This is a genomic window from Exiguobacterium sp. PHA03, from assembly GCF_041945985.1.
GTDB lineage: Bacteria > Bacillota > Bacilli > Exiguobacteriales > Exiguobacteriaceae > Exiguobacterium_A.
Window position 1 is genome coordinate 1 of the sequence record NZ_JAUTYQ010000002.1, and the last position, 14,798, is coordinate 14,798.

Here is a 14,798-nt window from a genome sequence, read left to right on the forward strand (position 1 = left end):
AATTCATTTATTCCGCAATAGCTCAGTGGTAGAGCAACCGGCTGTTAACCGGTAGGTCGTAGGTTCAAATCCTACTTGCGGAGCCAATGGCCCGTTGGTCAAGCGGTTAAGACACCGCCCTTTCACGGCGGTAACACGGGTTCGAATCCCGTACGGGTCACCATTATACTTTTTGTGCCGGTGTAGCTCAGCTGGTAGAGCAACTGACTTGTAATCAGTAGGTCGCGGGTTCGACTCCTGTTGCCGGCACTGTTTTTTCTCAATCGTATAAGTTTCCTAGACAAACTGGGGGGGTAGCGAAGTGGCTAAACGCGGCGGACTGTAAATCCGCTCCCTCGGGTTCGGCGGTTCGAATCCGCCCCCCCCCACCATGTCGAGCCATTAGCTCAGTTGGTAGAGCATCTGACTTTTAATCAGAGGGTCGCAGGTTCGAATCCTGCATGGCTCATTTCTTGCGGAAGTAGTTCAGTGGTAGAATACGACCTTGCCAAGGTCGGGGTCGCGGGTTCGAATCCCGTCTTCCGCTTTTTCTTTCGGGGCCTTAGCTCAGCTGGGAGAGCGCCTGCCTTGCACGCAGGAGGTCAGCGGTTCGATCCCGCTAGGCTCCACCAATTTTATTTAAAGATCTTAAGCGAGTTTCGTTCGTCTTAAGTTTTTTTTATATGAAATGCCAAGCATAACCAGAGTACGTACGCAAGAACACCGTGATTCCCTTCACGGTGTTTTTTTGTATATTCATGCGTTTTTTTGTTGAGTTGAACCACCTATTTGTTACCGCTTACAATACATGTAGAAGTGACTATGACATAGGGGGAATATCGAATGAATATCGCGTATATCAGCGTACCGTACCGTTATGGACAAGGAAAGCCGGGCACTGAACACGGACCTGCTGCTGTCGAAAAAGCCGGTTTGTTAGCGACACTTGAAGCACGGGGACAAGAAGCAGTACGCTACGGGGAAGCGGCTGTTTTATCCGAGGATGCGGTCCGAGAAGAAGATCCGAAGCTAAAGCGTCTTGAAGGCGTCGTCCACACGACGAATGACTTGCATCTGATTGTTCGCGATGCGTTATCAGAGCAACGCTTTCCGTTGTTAGTTGGTGGTGATCACAGCATGGCGATCGGAACGATTGCGGGGTTACGTCAGACTGTACCACGTCTTGGCGTCATCTGGTTCGATGCACACGGTGACTTGAATACACCGGAAACATCACCGTCTGGCAACATCCACGGTATGCCGCTCGCTGTAGCCCTTGGGGAAGGACATCAGCGTTTAACGGAAGTAGGAGGAACAGATGTTAAGCTGCAACCGGAACATCTCGTCTTCATCGGATTACGTGACGTTGATCCAGGCGAACAAGAACTGATTGATCGTCTTGGTATTCGTGTCTACGATATGGAAGCGATCCGAACTCGGGGGATGGACGCGATCATGGAAGAAGCGATTGCCTATTTGAAGGAAACAACGGATGCATTCTATCTTAGTTTCGATATGGACGGTCTTGATCCATCGCTTGTCGTCGGTACAGGAACACGTGTTGCTGATGGCATTTTCTTAGACGATGCGAAGACGGTGCTCAAGCATTGCGCAACGGCAGAAGACTTCATTGCAGCTGAATTTGTTGAAGTGAATCCTTTGCTTGAAGAAGGAAACGGAACCGCGGAACTTGCGAATGAACTGATCGGAGATTTACTTTTGGCAATGGAAACACATCGCTTAGTAAAATAATGGATAGAACTTGAACTCTTTTCATCGGGGTTCAAGTTTTTTTGTTACAATTTAAAAGGAGATGAAACATTTATCGGTCGACTTCGTATAAGAGATTGACCGCATAGAGCGGGGGGTATTCAAAGTGGAAGAAACGACACTACGCTTAATTGAGCGAGTGAAACAGGGAGACCGTGATGCTTTTGCGGCACTTGTTGATCTATATAAGGAAGGTGCCTTTCTTGTGGCTTTCCGGGTCTTGCGCGATCGAATGGAAGCGGAGGATGCGACACAAGAAGCCTTCATCCGTGTATTTACGAAGATCGATTCGTATAATGCACAATGGAAGTTCCGGACTTGGTTATACCGAATCGTTACGAACGTATCGATTGACCGATTACGGAAAAAGAAACCTGACTATTCTCTTGATGCTGAGATGTCAGGTACTGAAGGACTGACATTGTATTCACAACTCGAAAGCAAGGACACCTTGCCGGAGGACCAAGTGGTCGATAACGAGCAACGAAGTGAAGTCGGGGATGCGATTGCAGCTTTACCAGAAAAATACCGCGTCCCACTCGTCCTGAAATATATAGAGGATCTTTCACTAAAGGAAATCAGTGAAATGATCGAATTACCTGTCGCTACTGTCAAAACTAGAATTCATCGTGGACGGGAAGCGCTGAAGAAGCATTTTGCCAAACGATGAGAAGGAGGAACTCACCATGTCACGAGAGCATGTACATGAACGGATTCAGGATTATTTAGATCAAAACCAACCACCTGAGGAATTCGAGCGATTGGAAGCAGAGTTACGGGAAGCGGACGCGATGGACGAGTTCGAAGAGTATCGACTCCTTGATGCTCGACTGCGTCAACTTCCAGCGCCCAAATTATCGGCAGATTTTACATCCCGCGTGCTGGCACAATTGCCCGACCAGGTGGATACGCCGAGCGCTGCTTTACTGCACCAACCGCAACCGTCCCGTTTTGGAGGGAAGATGAAGCAATACCCATTGCTCGCGGCGGCGGCTGTTTTCTTACTTTTGTCGATCGGTAGCCTTGGTGGTTATATGGCACAGGAAGAACATGACTTATCTTATACAAATGCACCAGGCATCGTCGCTCAAAATGGTGAGGTCGTCGTGCCAAAAGGCGTCACGGTCGATCAAGATCTCTATGTCGAAGGCGGGAACGTCCGAATCGAAGGGAAAGTTAATGGCGACGTCATGACCGTTGATGGGAAAGCTTACACGGCGAGTGCCGGTAGCGTGACCGGAGAAATCAAGGAAATTGATCAATTATTCGAACGCGTTTGGTACGGAATCAAACGTCTATTTCAATAATCAGATGGGACGAGTCGAACTCGTCCCTTTGTGCTATAATGGAAACTGTTTAAATCAGATGAGTTAGGGGGCACGGTTGGTGAATTACTTCAGCTGGCAACCACTTCAATTTCAATTGTTGAAACTGGGAGAAAACGTACATTGGTACGATTATATTAATGATGTGATTGATATCGCGGTTGTGACGTTCGTTATTTACCGTCTCATGATCATCGTCAAAGGAACAAAAGCGGTCCAGCTCATTAAAGGGATTTCGGTCATTTTGATCAGTTGGTTCCTGAGTGGCTTTTTTGGACTCAAAACACTTCAATTCTTACTCAATCAAATTATCACCTATGGGTTACTGGGGATCATCATCATCTTCCAACCCGAACTCCGGCGTGGACTGGAACACTTAGGACGAACGAGTAAATTCTTCTCACGTAGTGCGATCAGTGATGAAGATGAACAAGTTCGAATCGTCGATGCGCTCGTATCGTCTGCCCAGTACATGTCAAAACGCCGTATTGGAGCACTCGTGACGATTGAACGTGAGACAGGACTGAGTGAATACGTAGAGACGGGCATTCCGCTTGGTTCACAAATCACGAGTCAGTTGCTGATCAACTTATTCATTCCGAATACACCATTACATGATGGCGCCGTCATCGTCCAGCAAGGCAAGTTAGCAGCTGCCGCTTGTTACTTACCGTTGTCAGAAAGTGCACATATCTCAAAAGAGCTTGGAACACGTCACCGCGCTGCAATCGGTGTCAGTGAAGTAACGGATAGTGTTACGCTCGTCGTCTCGGAAGAAACGGGTGGTGTCTCACTCGCCATCAATGGACGTCTGTACCGGGAACTCGATGAAGAATCCTTACGGACGAAGTTGCTTGAGACGATCGTTAAGGTCGAACAGACGAATACTTCCTTCTTGAACTGGATGGGGGCGAAAAAATAATGTTCGAAAAATGGTTCAATGAACGATGGTTTTTACGCATTGTTGCGGTCGTCTTAGCCGTCATGTTGTATTTGATGGTGGCAGGTTCGAATACGACAGGAAAGAGTGACGCCGCTAGTCTGTTGCCGATCGCAGGTCAAGGTTCGACGAAATTTGACGTGCCGGTCACGGTCCAGTATGATGAATCGCAGTGGGTCGCCTATAATATTCCAAATACGATGGAGGTAACCGTTAAAGGTCCATCGAGTAGCTTGACGATGCTTCGGCTTGTTCAGGATTTTGGGTTATCGATTGATTTAAAAGGACTTGACCCTGGCTATCATCGTGTCCGTGTCACAGCAACTGGCTTCGGAAAAGATGTCGAGGTGACGCCAAAGCAGGAGACGATTGAAGTCTTCCTAGATAAGAAGATTACAAAGGAAGTACCGGTACAAGTCGCCTTACTCAATAAAAACAAAATCGCTGAAGGATATGTCGCTGGGGAAGCGCAACCGAATCAACAAACCGTTGAAGTTACGGGAGGCGCAGAGAAGTTACAGGCGATTTCAGCGATCCAAGTACCGATCGATGTAACTGGTCGGGCAGAGACGTTTAAAGAGACGTTCAATGCCAAAGCGACCGATGCGAACGGGAATACGATCAATGCATCTTACCAACCGGAACAACTAGAAATCACAGTACCGATCTATAAGGAAAGTAAGACGGTACCGATCAATGTGCAGACAAAAGATGACGTCAAAAAAGGATATACCGTCGTCAAGATCGTTCCCGTTACGACGGAAGCTCGTCTATATGGAACAAAAGAAGAGTTAGAGCGTATCGGTTCCGTTGATACGGAAGCGGTCTCGCTCAAAGGATTGACGAAGACGACAGAAAAAACCGTCAAACTTGTTGAACCGGAAAATGCGACAGCGATGGATCCGACACAGGTCACCGTCAATATCGTTGTCGAAAAGGAAAATGCGAAGTCGACGACGGAAACCGTCGAGGATCGGGCAGAGAAAACGATTCCCGGTGTGACGGTCACGTTAAATGGGTTTGATGAATCGAAGTATACGATTGATTACAACCAAACGATTGATGTCGTTGTCCGTGGGAAAGAATCTGATTTAGCATCGATCGATGCGACGGATATCAAAGCGGTCATCGATGTGACGGGACTAAAAGAAGGAACGCACGGATTGCCGATTTCGTATCAGACGTCAAAAGCCTTTGATGTCCTGCGTCCGGATAATATGGATGTCACGCTAAAAGCTGTTCCGCGGACATCCGTTCCGACCAATTAAAACAAATTAGTGAAATGAGGAAATAACACATGGGTAAGTATTTTGGAACTGACGGCGTACGCGGCGTCGCAAACGTAGAATTGACACCGGAACTAGCATATCGCCTCGGTCGAACAGGTGGTTACGTGTTGACGAAACACGAAAGCACACGACCAAAAGTCTTGATTGGACGCGATACACGTGTTTCTGGTCAAATGCTTGAGAACGCACTCATCGCTGGTCTTTTATCAATCGGTGCAGAAGTCATGCGTCTTGGTGTCATCTCGACACCGGGTGTCGCGTATCTGACAAAAACGATGGATGCCACAGCGGGAGTCATGATTTCTGCATCGCACAATCCAGTTGAAGATAACGGAATCAAGTTCTTCGGTTCAGATGGCTTCAAGCTCGATGACGCAACTGAGCTTGAAATCGAAGCATTGCTCGATGAAGCAGAAGATACATTACCACGTCCAGCTGGAAAAGAACTCGGTTTCGTTCACGATTACTACGAAGGTGCACAAAAATATCTTCATATGCTTCGCCAGACATCGGATGAAGATTTCTCAGGCATCCATGTCGCGATCGACGGCGCACACGGTGCGACGTCAAGCCTCGCGCCACGTCTATTCGGTGACTTGGAAGCAGAAGTATCGACGATCGGTACAACTCCGAACGGACTCAACATCAATGATGGTGTCGGTTCGACACACCCAGAACATCTCGCTGCCTTCGTTAAGGAAAAAGGCGCAGATGTTGGTTTATCGTTTGATGGAGACGGCGACCGCTTGATTGCAGTCGATGAGAACGGTGATATCGTCGATGGCGATAAAATCATGTTCATTTGCGGAAAATACTTGAATGAACTTGGTCGTCTGAAAGACAACACGATCGTTGCGACGGTCATGAGTAACCTCGGCTTCCATAAAACTGTTGAAGAAAACGGGATGACGGCACTTCAGACAGCAGTCGGTGACCGTTATGTCGTCGAAGAAATGCGTAAGAACGACTACACACTCGGTGGTGAACAGTCGGGGCATATCATCTTCATGGATTACTCAACGACAGGGGACGGCATGTTGTCAGGCGTCCAGTTGTTGCAAATCATGAAAGCGACAGGGAAAAAGTTATCGGAACTCGCAGCTGAGATGCCGATCTTCCCACAACGTCTCGTTAACATCCGTGTCTCAGACAAAAATGGTGCAATGAGCGGTCCTGCCGTGCAAGCGATCATTGCAGAAGTCGAAGCAGAGATGGCAGGCAACGGACGTATTCTCGTTCGTGCGTCAGGAACAGAACCACTCGTTCGTGTCATGGCAGAAGCCCCGACACAAGAAGCGTGTGATGCATACGTCGAGCGGATCGCGAACGTCGTTCGTGAGAACTACGCGTTACAAGAAAACTAAGCAGCCCGAAGCAGAGCGATTGCTCTGCTTCTTTTTTACAATTATTTTAGAAAAACAAATTGATATTTTTACAAAAAATAGGGATTATGCGTATTGAATAGAAAAATATCGGGAATAGTTACAAATACGTTACCTTTCTTGCTTTTTCAGATTAAAGTTCGTATGATGGTGAAGTCGGACAGAAACGGGGTCGGACAGAAACAAGAAGCGCCAGGGCTTTCTCCGTAGGACGAAAGCTGACGAGGTGGAGGTTTATCGAATGATTCGGCGGATGCCTCCCGGTACCAGATCCATACCGTAAATCGTTCTGAAATCGTCCAAGTGATTGGGCGGACAAACAGACCGATCGGGATCCTCTCAACAAGAGCCGTTTCCTCTTCAGGGAAATACTTGTAAATGGAGAGATGTAACATGTGCGGAATCGTAGGTATGATTGGACAGGTCAACACGAAAGAAATTTTATTAAAAGGTCTCGAGAAGCTCGAGTACCGCGGCTATGACTCGGCAGGTCTTGCGTTCGTCAACGACGGCGTCCAAGTCCACAAAGAAGTAGGCCGGATTGCTGCGCTACGCGAAGTCGTTCCTGCAGATGCAGACGGCACAGTCGGAATCGGACACACACGCTGGGCGACACACGGTGTCCCAAGCGTACCAAACGCGCACCCGCACCAAAGTGCGTCAACACGTTTCACACTCGTGCACAACGGTGTCATCGAGAACGATGAGCAGTTGAAAGCAGAATTGAATGTCGATCTCCTCAGCGACACGGATACAGAAGTCATCGTTCAGATGATCGAAAAGAACTTCAACGAGACAGGTGATGTCGCGGAAGCATTCCGTCAAACACTCCGCGTCTTGCACGGTTCGTATGCCCTCGCATTGATCGATGCTGAAAATCCAGACGTTTTGTACATTGCGAAAAACAAATCACCACTTCTCGTTGGTCTCGGTGACGGGACGTTCAACGTCGTCGCATCAGACGCAATGGCAATGTTACAAGTAACGGATCAATTCGTTGAGCTGCATGACGGTGAGATGATCATCTTGACGCGTGATAGCGTTACGATTCAAGATCTCGACGGTAACGTTCAAGAGCGTGAAGCATATACGGCTGAAATCGATGCATCAGATATCGAAAAAGGAACGTATGCGCACTACATGCTCAAAGAGATGGATGAGCAACCAGCTGTCATCCGCAACATCGTTCAACAATATCAAAATGAAGCAGGCGACATCACACTCGACCAATCGGTCCGTGATCTCGTACTCGGTCGTGACCGTGTCTACATCATCGGTTGCGGAACAAGCTATCATGCTGGTTTGATTGGGAAACAGTTGATTGAACAAATCGCAGGCATCCCGACAGAAGTGCACATCTCTTCTGAGTTCGGATACAACATGCCATTATTGACAGAGAAACCACTCTTCCTCTTCCTTTCACAATCAGGTGAAACAGCGGATAGCCGTGCGGTTCTCGTTGAAGCGAAGAAACTTGGTCACCCGGCACTGACGATCACGAACGTTCCAGGATCAACATTGTCACGTGAGGCGAACGCAACATTATTGCTCCACGCGGGTCCAGAAATCGCCGTTGCTTCAACAAAAGCGTATACAGCTCAAATCGCTGTCCTCGCTGTTCTTGCGTTTGACCTCGCTCAAGCGAAAGGGGTTGCTGTCAACTTCGATCTCATGAAGGAACTCGGTAAAATCTCAAGTGCGATGGAATCGGTCATGTCTCAAAAAGATCGTTTCCAAGAAATCGCGACAGAGTACTTGTCTGAATCACGTAACGCGTTCTTCATCGGTCGCGGACAAGATGCATACGTCGGGATGGAAGGTGCATTGAAACTCAAAGAGATCTCGTATATTCAAGCAGAAGGATATGCGGGTGGCGAGCTCAAGCACGGTCCGATCGCTTTGATCGAAGATAACACACCGGTCATCGCACTCGTGACACAACCACACGTTCACCTCAACAACCGTGGGAACGTCAAGGAAGTCGTCGCGCGTGGTGCAAACGCGTGTGTCATCGCAGCAGAAGGTCTTGAATTGCCGACGGATGCCTTCGTCATCCCAGCAGTCGAGCCACTCTTGTCACCGCTCTTGTCTGTCTTGCCACTTCAATTGATTTCATACTACGCGGCACTCGGTCGCGACTGTGACGTCGATAAGCCACGTAACTTGGCGAAGTCGGTAACGGTTGAATAAGAAAATAAATCGACTCCAAACGATTGGCGCGAAAGTGTCTGCCGTTTGGGGTTTTTTATATAGGAGGACAACAAGATGAATCGCTGGATCGCCGCATTTCCTAAACGATATGAACAGGACGTCCGAATCGTCCAAGCGTGTCTACCGTTTGCTTGGACGCGTTTATCACCCGGGGCGATCGAAGTAAATACAGAGCACGACCAGATACAGATTCCGACTCGCTTATATGTACCAGAGATCGACTCGGAGCGGATTAAACAACTGACGTCGACTCAACAAACGATGTTATTTTGCCTTTACACCCGTCACCATGATGGTCACATCCGTGAACGTTATCTCCGTCAGTTACTCAAAACAAATCAACAAGATGAATGGATACCCATCTATATTCTTGAACTTGCTAGTGAATACGTCCGTGAAATCGTCGACATCATCGTACCCGTGATCGAGCAATGGGATCCGGAAGTGAAGCGGCGATTTGTTGAGGATGATCCGGCATACATGAAGCGAATCGAAGACAGGATGATCAGTTACTGGAATGCTTATTATCGGTCAAGTGGCGAACGACGATCCGAAGCGGACTACCCAGGCTTTCGGATTATAGAATCTTTACGGGAGGATGCTTCGGTAGATGAAGTGTGAAGAGATAAAAAGGAGATGCGCGCATGATCACAAAATCAAAGGATCTGTACTTAGAAGGACCCGGACCTGCTGTTTTGCTGTTACATAGCTTTACCGGGAGTGCGAACGAGATGCGAGGGCTCGCTCGTTTTTTACATGCAGCCGGGTATACCTGTTACGCGCCAAATTATGCCGGGCACGGCGAATCGCCGGAGCGTTTGTTTGCGACGACGATCGAAGACGTCTGGCAGTCCGCGCAAGACGGATGCGCCTTTTTACATGAGCAAGGGCACAAAGACTTCTTTTTGATTAGGCAATCACTCGGTGGAGTGATGGCACTTCGACTGGCAGAACAGTCAGGATGTGCCGGACTCATCTTACTCTCGACGCCAGTTCTTGAGCGGACGATTGCGGGACTCGAACATAGAGTCCGCCGTTATACGGAACGGTATTTTCAATTTGACGATCGTTCGCAAGAGTGGATTGCAGACTTTGTCGACTGTCATTTTCCACGCCCGGAAAAAGACTTACGGGCACTGCAACAGTTCATTCTCGACACAGGAGTCGTCTTGCCGAAGATCACACAGCCCATCGCTCTATTCCTTGGCGCCTTAGATGATGCGGTCTATCATGCCAGTCTCGAGCGAATCGAAACGACGGTGCCGAGCCGAGATCAGAAAAAGGTTCTTCTTCCGAACAGTAAACATTTACTGACGCTCGATCGGGACAAACAGCGTTTGTTCGAAGAGATCCTCGTCTTCTTGAAGACCCATCCGGTAGATTCCTTGAAACCATCATCTGCTGTGCAGTAGGCTAGATAGGTAAGCGATACGTGAAAGGGGAAGGGATCATGCGAATTTTAGTAGTAGGAGCAAGCGGAACGATTGGACAGGCAGTCGTCGAACGGCTGAGTGAGCGGCATGACATCATTCGTGCCGGACGAAGCGGAGCGGATGTGCAAGTCGACATCACATCAGAGGAAAGCATTCGGGCGATGTATGAAACAGTCGGTTCTGTTGATGCTGTTATCAGTGCCACAGGTGGCGCTCATTTTGGTCCATTGACGGACTTAACACCGGAGCTTAATCAAATCGGAATCGACAGTAAACTAAAAGGTCAGGTTAATCTGGTCCTACTTGGTTTACAGTCAGTACGAGACGGAGGAAGCTTTACGCTGACGACTGGCATCATGATGGACGATCCGATTCGCCAAGGCGCATCTGCTGCGCTTGCGAACGGTGGAGTCAAAGCGTTCGTTCATGCAGCAGCGATCGAGATGCCACGAGGTATTCGGATCAACAGTGTCAGCCCGAACGTACTGATCGAGTCGCTTGAAAAGTACGGACCCTTCTTCCGTGGTTTTGAAGCCGTTCCGGCGTTACGTGTCGCGACGGCGTTTGAGAAAAGTGTCGAAGGGGCACAGACGGGGCAAAATTACGAAGTCTATTAACTAAAAAAAGCAGATAGCGAAAAATCGCTATCTGCTTTTTTAGAATCCGGATATGACATAACGTTCGATTCCAAATAGTAATAGAGTGATCCCGAGACAAATGAGTAAGTTGCGTACGAACCAGCGACCTGTCATCGTCCGGTTCATGATCAGTTTCTCCAGTGTCAGATTGACGAGAAGCACACATAAGAAGATGACGCCAAACCAAATCATCCAGACACATCCTTTCTTTCTTCTTAACGAATCCAATAGCTAAAAAGTTTCGTGTCTGTCAGGAGCAGGAAATCATTCAGATGAGCGGGAAGGAAACAAGCAGTCGATTTTACAAGGAGGAACATGACGATGAAACAAGCGGTCCTAGTGATTGATTTTCAACAGGAACTCGTCGACGGAAACACCGAAGAACGTCCGGTATACTTAAAAGAACAAGTCGCGCATGTCATCGAAGCAGTCGTACTTGAAGCAGACGAACGGAACATCCCGGTCGTCTTTATTCGGGATCTAGATGTCGCTGGCGGAACAGGACCCGGTTTTGCAGTCCATGATTCGATTCCCGTTCCAGCGTCCAGTGTCACGTTCGATAAAGCGGCGACGAATGCGTTCCATGGTACTCCCTTGCTTGATCATCTACGCCAAGCATCGATTGAACATCTGATTGTCTTAGGCTGTAAGACGGAGCACTGCATCGATACCGCGGTGCGCAGCGCGACGGTGCATGGCTTTGATGTCACACTCGTCGCAGATAGGCATACAACAAACGGCTCCGATGTACTGACGCCGGAGCAAATGATCGCCCACCACAATCAAATCTTGCACGGTCATTATAACGTTGAGCACTTTGCGATCGTTCGTCCGTCAACGGACGACGTCTTCACCCCAACCCACAATGACTACCGGACATGAAGAGGAGAATAAGATGATTGAATTACGAAAAATGACAGCGTCTGACTACGATCGATACGCAATGCTCGTTCAAGACGAACGTGTCATGCGTTACATCACGGAACAGGCATTAACAGATACGGAAACGAAACAACGCTTTGAGCGAATCCTTGAACAACAGCAGCACGACCGACTCGGATCGTATCTGATTTATACCGAAGAGACATGGATTGGAATCGGGCACATGACCCGGAGTCAAACGCAACCGTTCGAAGCAGAGCTCGGTTACATGCTACTACCCGATCAGTGGGGACGCGGATACGGCACAGCCATTGCAGAGCGTCTCTTACAGTTAGCGACAGAAGAAGAGCTACAGGTCGTCACGGCGACGATTGATCCAGCACATGAAGCGTCGCGCCGTATTTTGATCGGATTAGGTTTTGAATCGACCTATGTTGGACCGATTGACGGTCTACCAGGTGAAACGCTACAGAAAATAGTGGGAACGACGGAATGACGCGAGACGAATGGCTTGAACATTTTCAACTCGACGTCGCAGCATGCGCGACTGTCGACGAATCGTATAGTTCTGAAGTCGATCGTCTCGTCCTAACGGATGGTCAGGTCGTCTTCTTGAAGCGCCCGTATACGGCTGAAAAGTGGTACCGGGAACGTGGCTGGATTCATGCACTAGAAGAATTTGTACCCGTGCCGCACATCTTAGCTGAAGCAGCTCCCGGGCAGACGACCGGGGCGTTCGTACTTGCTGCCTTAGCGGGACAGGCACCGATCTCGATGAATAAAAAATTGGCGTACGAAATTGGTCGAACGCTCGCAATGCTGCATACGTGTACAGGAGAAGATTACGGCGAGTATACGGAAGATGGATTTTATGCCTATCCGGTTCAGGACTGGCGACGCTTCCGGAATGAAAAACTCGATGGATTCATGCCGTTCATCACGACCGAACTCGATCCCAGTTTTTTAGAGAACATCCAAACAGAGTTAGTCAGACGAGAACAGTCGTTACCGGAGCCTTCACGTCCCGTTGCCACACATTGTGACTTCCGCCTAGCAAATTTACTGACGGTAGGTGATCAAGTCACAGGGGTGATCGATTTCGAGACGACCCGCTACGGGGCCGTCGAGATGGACTTCACGAAGATCGTCCGTAATCTCAATACGTTCGGTTCCATTTACGTCACGGCATTTCAAGAAGGATACGCGACATTACACCCAGACGTGCCGATTGAGACGTATCTCGCATACTATCGTTTGTGGGAAGCACTCACGGCCGTCGGCTGGTGCATCAAACGTGGACAAGAAGAGCACCAGATGTTCTTTGAGGAGAACATCATGCTCATCGAGCAGGAATTACAGATGACGAGCATATCGGACGGATATTGATTCACCCATGTCTTGGAAGAAACCTCTATACTTAGAGAAATGAGGAATATGAGGGGGAAGCGAGATGACAGGGAAACGAATCGGAATCATCGGTGGTGGACTCGCCGGAATCTTTGCGGCACGTCAATTGCAGGCAGCAGGACATGCTGTTGAAATCATCGAAAAAAGCCAGAGCGTCGGGGGGCGAATGGCGACTCGTCGGATTGATGAAGGAACAGCGGATCATGGTGCCGTCTTCTTCACGGTTCGGACGGAAGAGTTAGGACGCGAAGTCGACGACTGGCTTGAGAAAGGGTGGGTTCGTAAATGGTTCGGAACGGATTTTCCACGCTATGTCGCGACGGACGGCATGAATCAACTCGTACAAGCGATTGGTCGAGGGATTCCCGTCCAGTTGAATGAACAGGTCACGCATATTACGGCAATGGAGGACGAACTCGTCACACAAGCGACGGATCATCAAGGTGCGTATGATGCGTTACTTGTGACGGCGCCTGTACCGCAAGCATATGAACTGTTGCAGGCTTCTGATCTGGCGCTCGGAGAGGACGATCATGAGCAGTTACGCCAAGTGACGTTCGAGCCGACATTCGTGGGTCTGTTTGAAATCAAAGAGCGACTGACGATCGGGGAAGTCGGCCTACAAGACGAACAACTCGTCGATGGGATGTTAAAACTCGTCAATAATGCCGAGAAACAGATTTCGAAGACGACACTCCTGAGCGTCTATATGACAGCTCGCTTCAGTGAAGACTGGTACGAGCGCCCAGAAGAAGAGACACTCGCGGAAGTCGAGCGTCTGTTACAACAGCAACTCGGACCAGTGACGATTATCTCCCGCCAGCTCAAGCGTTGGCGTTACGCTCAGGCACGCGCAGTTTACCGGACACCGCATTTGAAACTGTCGTCACATCCACTTTGGCTTGCTGGTGATGCGTTCCTTGAAGCCGATGATGCATCAGGGCGGACGCGCGTCGAGAGTGCTGTCATCTCCGGATTACGCGTCGCAGAGGCGATTGATACCCACTTACGTCAGACGGTGACAGCGACGGAATGAACGACAACATGCACTTCTTTTCTGAATCGAGAAGAAGCGCATGTTTTTTTGTTACTCACGATTATTCCCCCTGGAAGTGTTGCTCACTCCAAGCTGCCATTTGGTCAAGAATCGGTAAAAAACTATGTCCGGCATCCGTTAGAGAATATTCAACACGAGGGGGAACTTCGCCAAAGACGTGCCGTTGAATCAAACCATCTGCTTCGAGCTCACGTAGCTGACGTGTCAAAGTTCCCTTAGAGATACCTGTTAATTGTTGCAGTTCATGAAAACGATGTGTCCCGTGTGTCAGGTGCCACAGCAAGATGATCTTCCATTTGCCAGCGACCATCTGTTGGACCCGAGTGACTGGACAGGCAGTGCGTTGATTGGTCGTTGTATCGAATACAGCCACATTCATCCTCTCCCATTGGTTCGTTTTGAGGGACCTAGTTTCAGATAAGTGCCTACTTTTTTTAGTGTATCACCTAGCGTATCATGAAGAACAACATCAAACTTCAAAGGAG

16 protein-coding genes and 7 tRNA genes are annotated in these 14,798 nt (G+C 48.9%); 21 read left to right on the forward strand and 2 right to left on the reverse strand.

All coding sequences use genetic code 11. The annotated features are described in order from the left end of the window. Window positions 1-11 precede the first annotated feature (11 nt). The 17 genes from Q7C19_RS11115 to Q7C19_RS11195 all read left to right on the forward strand — a co-directional run bounded on the left by Q7C19_RS11115 (window position 12) and on the right by Q7C19_RS11195 (window position 10,946). A tRNA-Asn gene (locus tag Q7C19_RS11115) sits at window positions 12-86 on the forward strand. A gap of 2 nt (window positions 87-88) precedes the next feature. Beyond that, window positions 89-163, forward strand: a tRNA-Glu gene (locus tag Q7C19_RS11120). 13 nt (window positions 164-176) lie between these two features. Then, window positions 177-249 (forward strand) — tRNA-Thr (locus tag Q7C19_RS11125). A gap of 38 nt (window positions 250-287) precedes the next feature. Beyond that, window positions 288-371 (forward strand) — tRNA-Tyr (locus Q7C19_RS11130). Between the two features lie 4 nt (window positions 372-375). Then, a tRNA-Lys gene (locus Q7C19_RS11135) sits at window positions 376-448 on the forward strand. Window positions 449-454: 6 nt separating this feature from the next. Next, window positions 455-526, forward strand: a tRNA-Gly gene (locus Q7C19_RS11140). Between the two features lie 9 nt (window positions 527-535). Then, window positions 536-611 (forward strand) — tRNA-Ala (locus Q7C19_RS11145). Between the two features lie 211 nt (window positions 612-822). Then, window positions 823-1,731: an arginase gene (rocF, locus tag Q7C19_RS11150; protein WP_029343103.1), complete on the forward strand. Its 909-nt coding sequence runs from the start codon at window positions 823-825 to the stop codon at window positions 1,729-1,731. 124 nt (window positions 1,732-1,855) lie between these two features. Next, entirely contained in the window at window positions 1,856-2,419 is a 564-nt protein-coding gene (sigW, locus tag Q7C19_RS11155; protein ID WP_056064595.1) for an RNA polymerase sigma factor SigW, read from the forward strand. 16 nt (window positions 2,420-2,435) lie between these two features. Continuing rightward, window positions 2,436-3,056, forward strand: a complete 621-nt coding sequence (locus Q7C19_RS11160) for an anti-sigma factor (RefSeq protein ID WP_308102266.1) — start codon at window positions 2,436-2,438, stop codon at window positions 3,054-3,056. A 79-nt stretch (window positions 3,057-3,135) separates the two neighbouring features. Further along, window positions 3,136-3,996: a diadenylate cyclase CdaA gene (gene cdaA, locus Q7C19_RS11165; RefSeq protein ID WP_056064589.1), complete on the forward strand. Its 861-nt coding sequence runs from the start codon at window positions 3,136-3,138 to the stop codon at window positions 3,994-3,996. Beyond that, a complete protein-coding gene (locus tag Q7C19_RS11170; protein WP_056064586.1) occupies window positions 3,996-5,282 on the forward strand; it encodes a CdaR family protein in 1,287 nt (428 codons plus the stop codon). The genes cdaA and Q7C19_RS11170 overlap by 1 nt, the downstream gene beginning before the upstream one ends. Before the next feature lie 29 nt (window positions 5,283-5,311). Next, the gene (glmM, locus tag Q7C19_RS11175; RefSeq protein ID WP_029343107.1) at window positions 5,312-6,667 is read left to right on the forward strand and encodes a phosphoglucosamine mutase; all 1,356 of its coding nucleotides are present in this window, start codon (window positions 5,312-5,314) and stop codon (window positions 6,665-6,667) included. A gap of 411 nt (window positions 6,668-7,078) precedes the next feature. Beyond that, window positions 7,079-8,875 (forward strand): glutamine--fructose-6-phosphate transaminase (isomerizing), encoded by a 1,797-nt coding sequence (gene glmS / locus Q7C19_RS11180; RefSeq protein ID WP_056064583.1) that lies wholly within the window; start codon window positions 7,079-7,081, stop codon window positions 8,873-8,875. Window positions 8,876-8,950: 75 nt separating this feature from the next. Next, on the forward strand, window positions 8,951-9,517 hold the full coding sequence (locus tag Q7C19_RS11185; RefSeq protein ID WP_375092156.1) for a hypothetical protein: 567 nt from the start codon (window positions 8,951-8,953) through the stop codon (window positions 9,515-9,517). A 23-nt stretch (window positions 9,518-9,540) separates the two neighbouring features. Then, entirely contained in the window at window positions 9,541-10,308 is a 768-nt protein-coding gene (locus Q7C19_RS11190; RefSeq protein WP_375092157.1) for an alpha/beta hydrolase, read from the forward strand. A gap of 38 nt (window positions 10,309-10,346) precedes the next feature. Next, on the forward strand, window positions 10,347-10,946 hold the full coding sequence (locus Q7C19_RS11195) for a short chain dehydrogenase (RefSeq protein WP_375092158.1): 600 nt from the start codon (window positions 10,347-10,349) through the stop codon (window positions 10,944-10,946). A 39-nt stretch (window positions 10,947-10,985) separates the two neighbouring features. Here Q7C19_RS11195 and Q7C19_RS11200 read toward each other — a convergent pair whose 3' ends face one another. After that, a complete protein-coding gene (locus tag Q7C19_RS11200; RefSeq protein WP_156357224.1) occupies window positions 10,986-11,159 on the reverse strand; it encodes a hypothetical protein in 174 nt (57 codons plus the stop codon). A gap of 129 nt (window positions 11,160-11,288) precedes the next feature. On the opposite strand from Q7C19_RS11200, the gene Q7C19_RS11205 reads away from it, so the two are divergent. From Q7C19_RS11205 to Q7C19_RS11220, 4 genes are all read left to right on the forward strand, one after another. Then, a complete protein-coding gene (locus Q7C19_RS11205) occupies window positions 11,289-11,849 on the forward strand; it encodes an isochorismatase family protein (RefSeq protein ID WP_375092159.1) in 561 nt (186 codons plus the stop codon). Window positions 11,850-11,862: 13 nt separating this feature from the next. Then, the gene (locus Q7C19_RS11210) at window positions 11,863-12,345 is read left to right on the forward strand and encodes a GNAT family N-acetyltransferase (protein WP_375092160.1); all 483 of its coding nucleotides are present in this window, start codon (window positions 11,863-11,865) and stop codon (window positions 12,343-12,345) included. Then, window positions 12,342-13,235 carry a phosphotransferase family protein gene (locus Q7C19_RS11215; RefSeq protein ID WP_375092161.1) on the forward strand — a complete coding sequence of 298 codons (894 nt, stop codon included), beginning with the start codon at window positions 12,342-12,344 and terminating at the stop codon, window positions 13,233-13,235. The genes Q7C19_RS11210 and Q7C19_RS11215 overlap by 4 nt, the downstream gene beginning before the upstream one ends. A gap of 64 nt (window positions 13,236-13,299) precedes the next feature. Further along, entirely contained in the window at window positions 13,300-14,292 is a 993-nt protein-coding gene (locus tag Q7C19_RS11220) for an NAD(P)/FAD-dependent oxidoreductase (protein ID WP_290748493.1), read from the forward strand. Between the two features lie 61 nt (window positions 14,293-14,353). On the opposite strand, the gene Q7C19_RS11225 is transcribed toward Q7C19_RS11220, so the two are convergent. Beyond that, window positions 14,354-14,686, reverse strand: a complete 333-nt coding sequence (locus tag Q7C19_RS11225; RefSeq protein WP_375092162.1) for a winged helix-turn-helix transcriptional regulator — start codon at window positions 14,684-14,686, stop codon at window positions 14,354-14,356. Window positions 14,687-14,798 lie beyond the last annotated feature (112 nt).

Coding starts and splice junctions, on each gene's coding strand:
- Q7C19_RS11190 (WP_375092157.1), top strand. CDS start 9,541: ATGATCACAAAATCAAAGGATCTGTACTTAGAAGGACCCGGACCTGCT.
- Q7C19_RS11185 (WP_375092156.1), top strand. CDS start 8,951: ATGAATCGCTGGATCGCCGCATTTCCTAAACGATATGAACAGGACGTC.
- rocF (WP_029343103.1), top strand. CDS start 823: ATGAATATCGCGTATATCAGCGTACCGTACCGTTATGGACAAGGAAAG.
- Q7C19_RS11160 (WP_308102266.1), top strand. CDS start 2,436: ATGTCACGAGAGCATGTACATGAACGGATTCAGGATTATTTAGATCAA.
- glmM (WP_029343107.1), top strand. CDS start 5,312: ATGGGTAAGTATTTTGGAACTGACGGCGTACGCGGCGTCGCAAACGTA.
- Q7C19_RS11200 (WP_156357224.1), bottom strand. CDS start 11,159: ATGATTTGGTTTGGCGTCATCTTCTTATGTGTGCTTCTCGTCAATCTG.
- Q7C19_RS11170 (WP_056064586.1), top strand. CDS start 3,996: ATGTTCGAAAAATGGTTCAATGAACGATGGTTTTTACGCATTGTTGCG.
- Q7C19_RS11210 (WP_375092160.1), top strand. CDS start 11,863: ATGATTGAATTACGAAAAATGACAGCGTCTGACTACGATCGATACGCA.
- glmS (WP_056064583.1), top strand. CDS start 7,079: ATGTGCGGAATCGTAGGTATGATTGGACAGGTCAACACGAAAGAAATT.
- Q7C19_RS11220 (WP_290748493.1), top strand. CDS start 13,300: ATGACAGGGAAACGAATCGGAATCATCGGTGGTGGACTCGCCGGAATC.
- Q7C19_RS11215 (WP_375092161.1), top strand. CDS start 12,342: ATGACGCGAGACGAATGGCTTGAACATTTTCAACTCGACGTCGCAGCA.
- Q7C19_RS11205 (WP_375092159.1), top strand. CDS start 11,289: ATGAAACAAGCGGTCCTAGTGATTGATTTTCAACAGGAACTCGTCGAC.
- Q7C19_RS11195 (WP_375092158.1), top strand. CDS start 10,347: ATGCGAATTTTAGTAGTAGGAGCAAGCGGAACGATTGGACAGGCAGTC.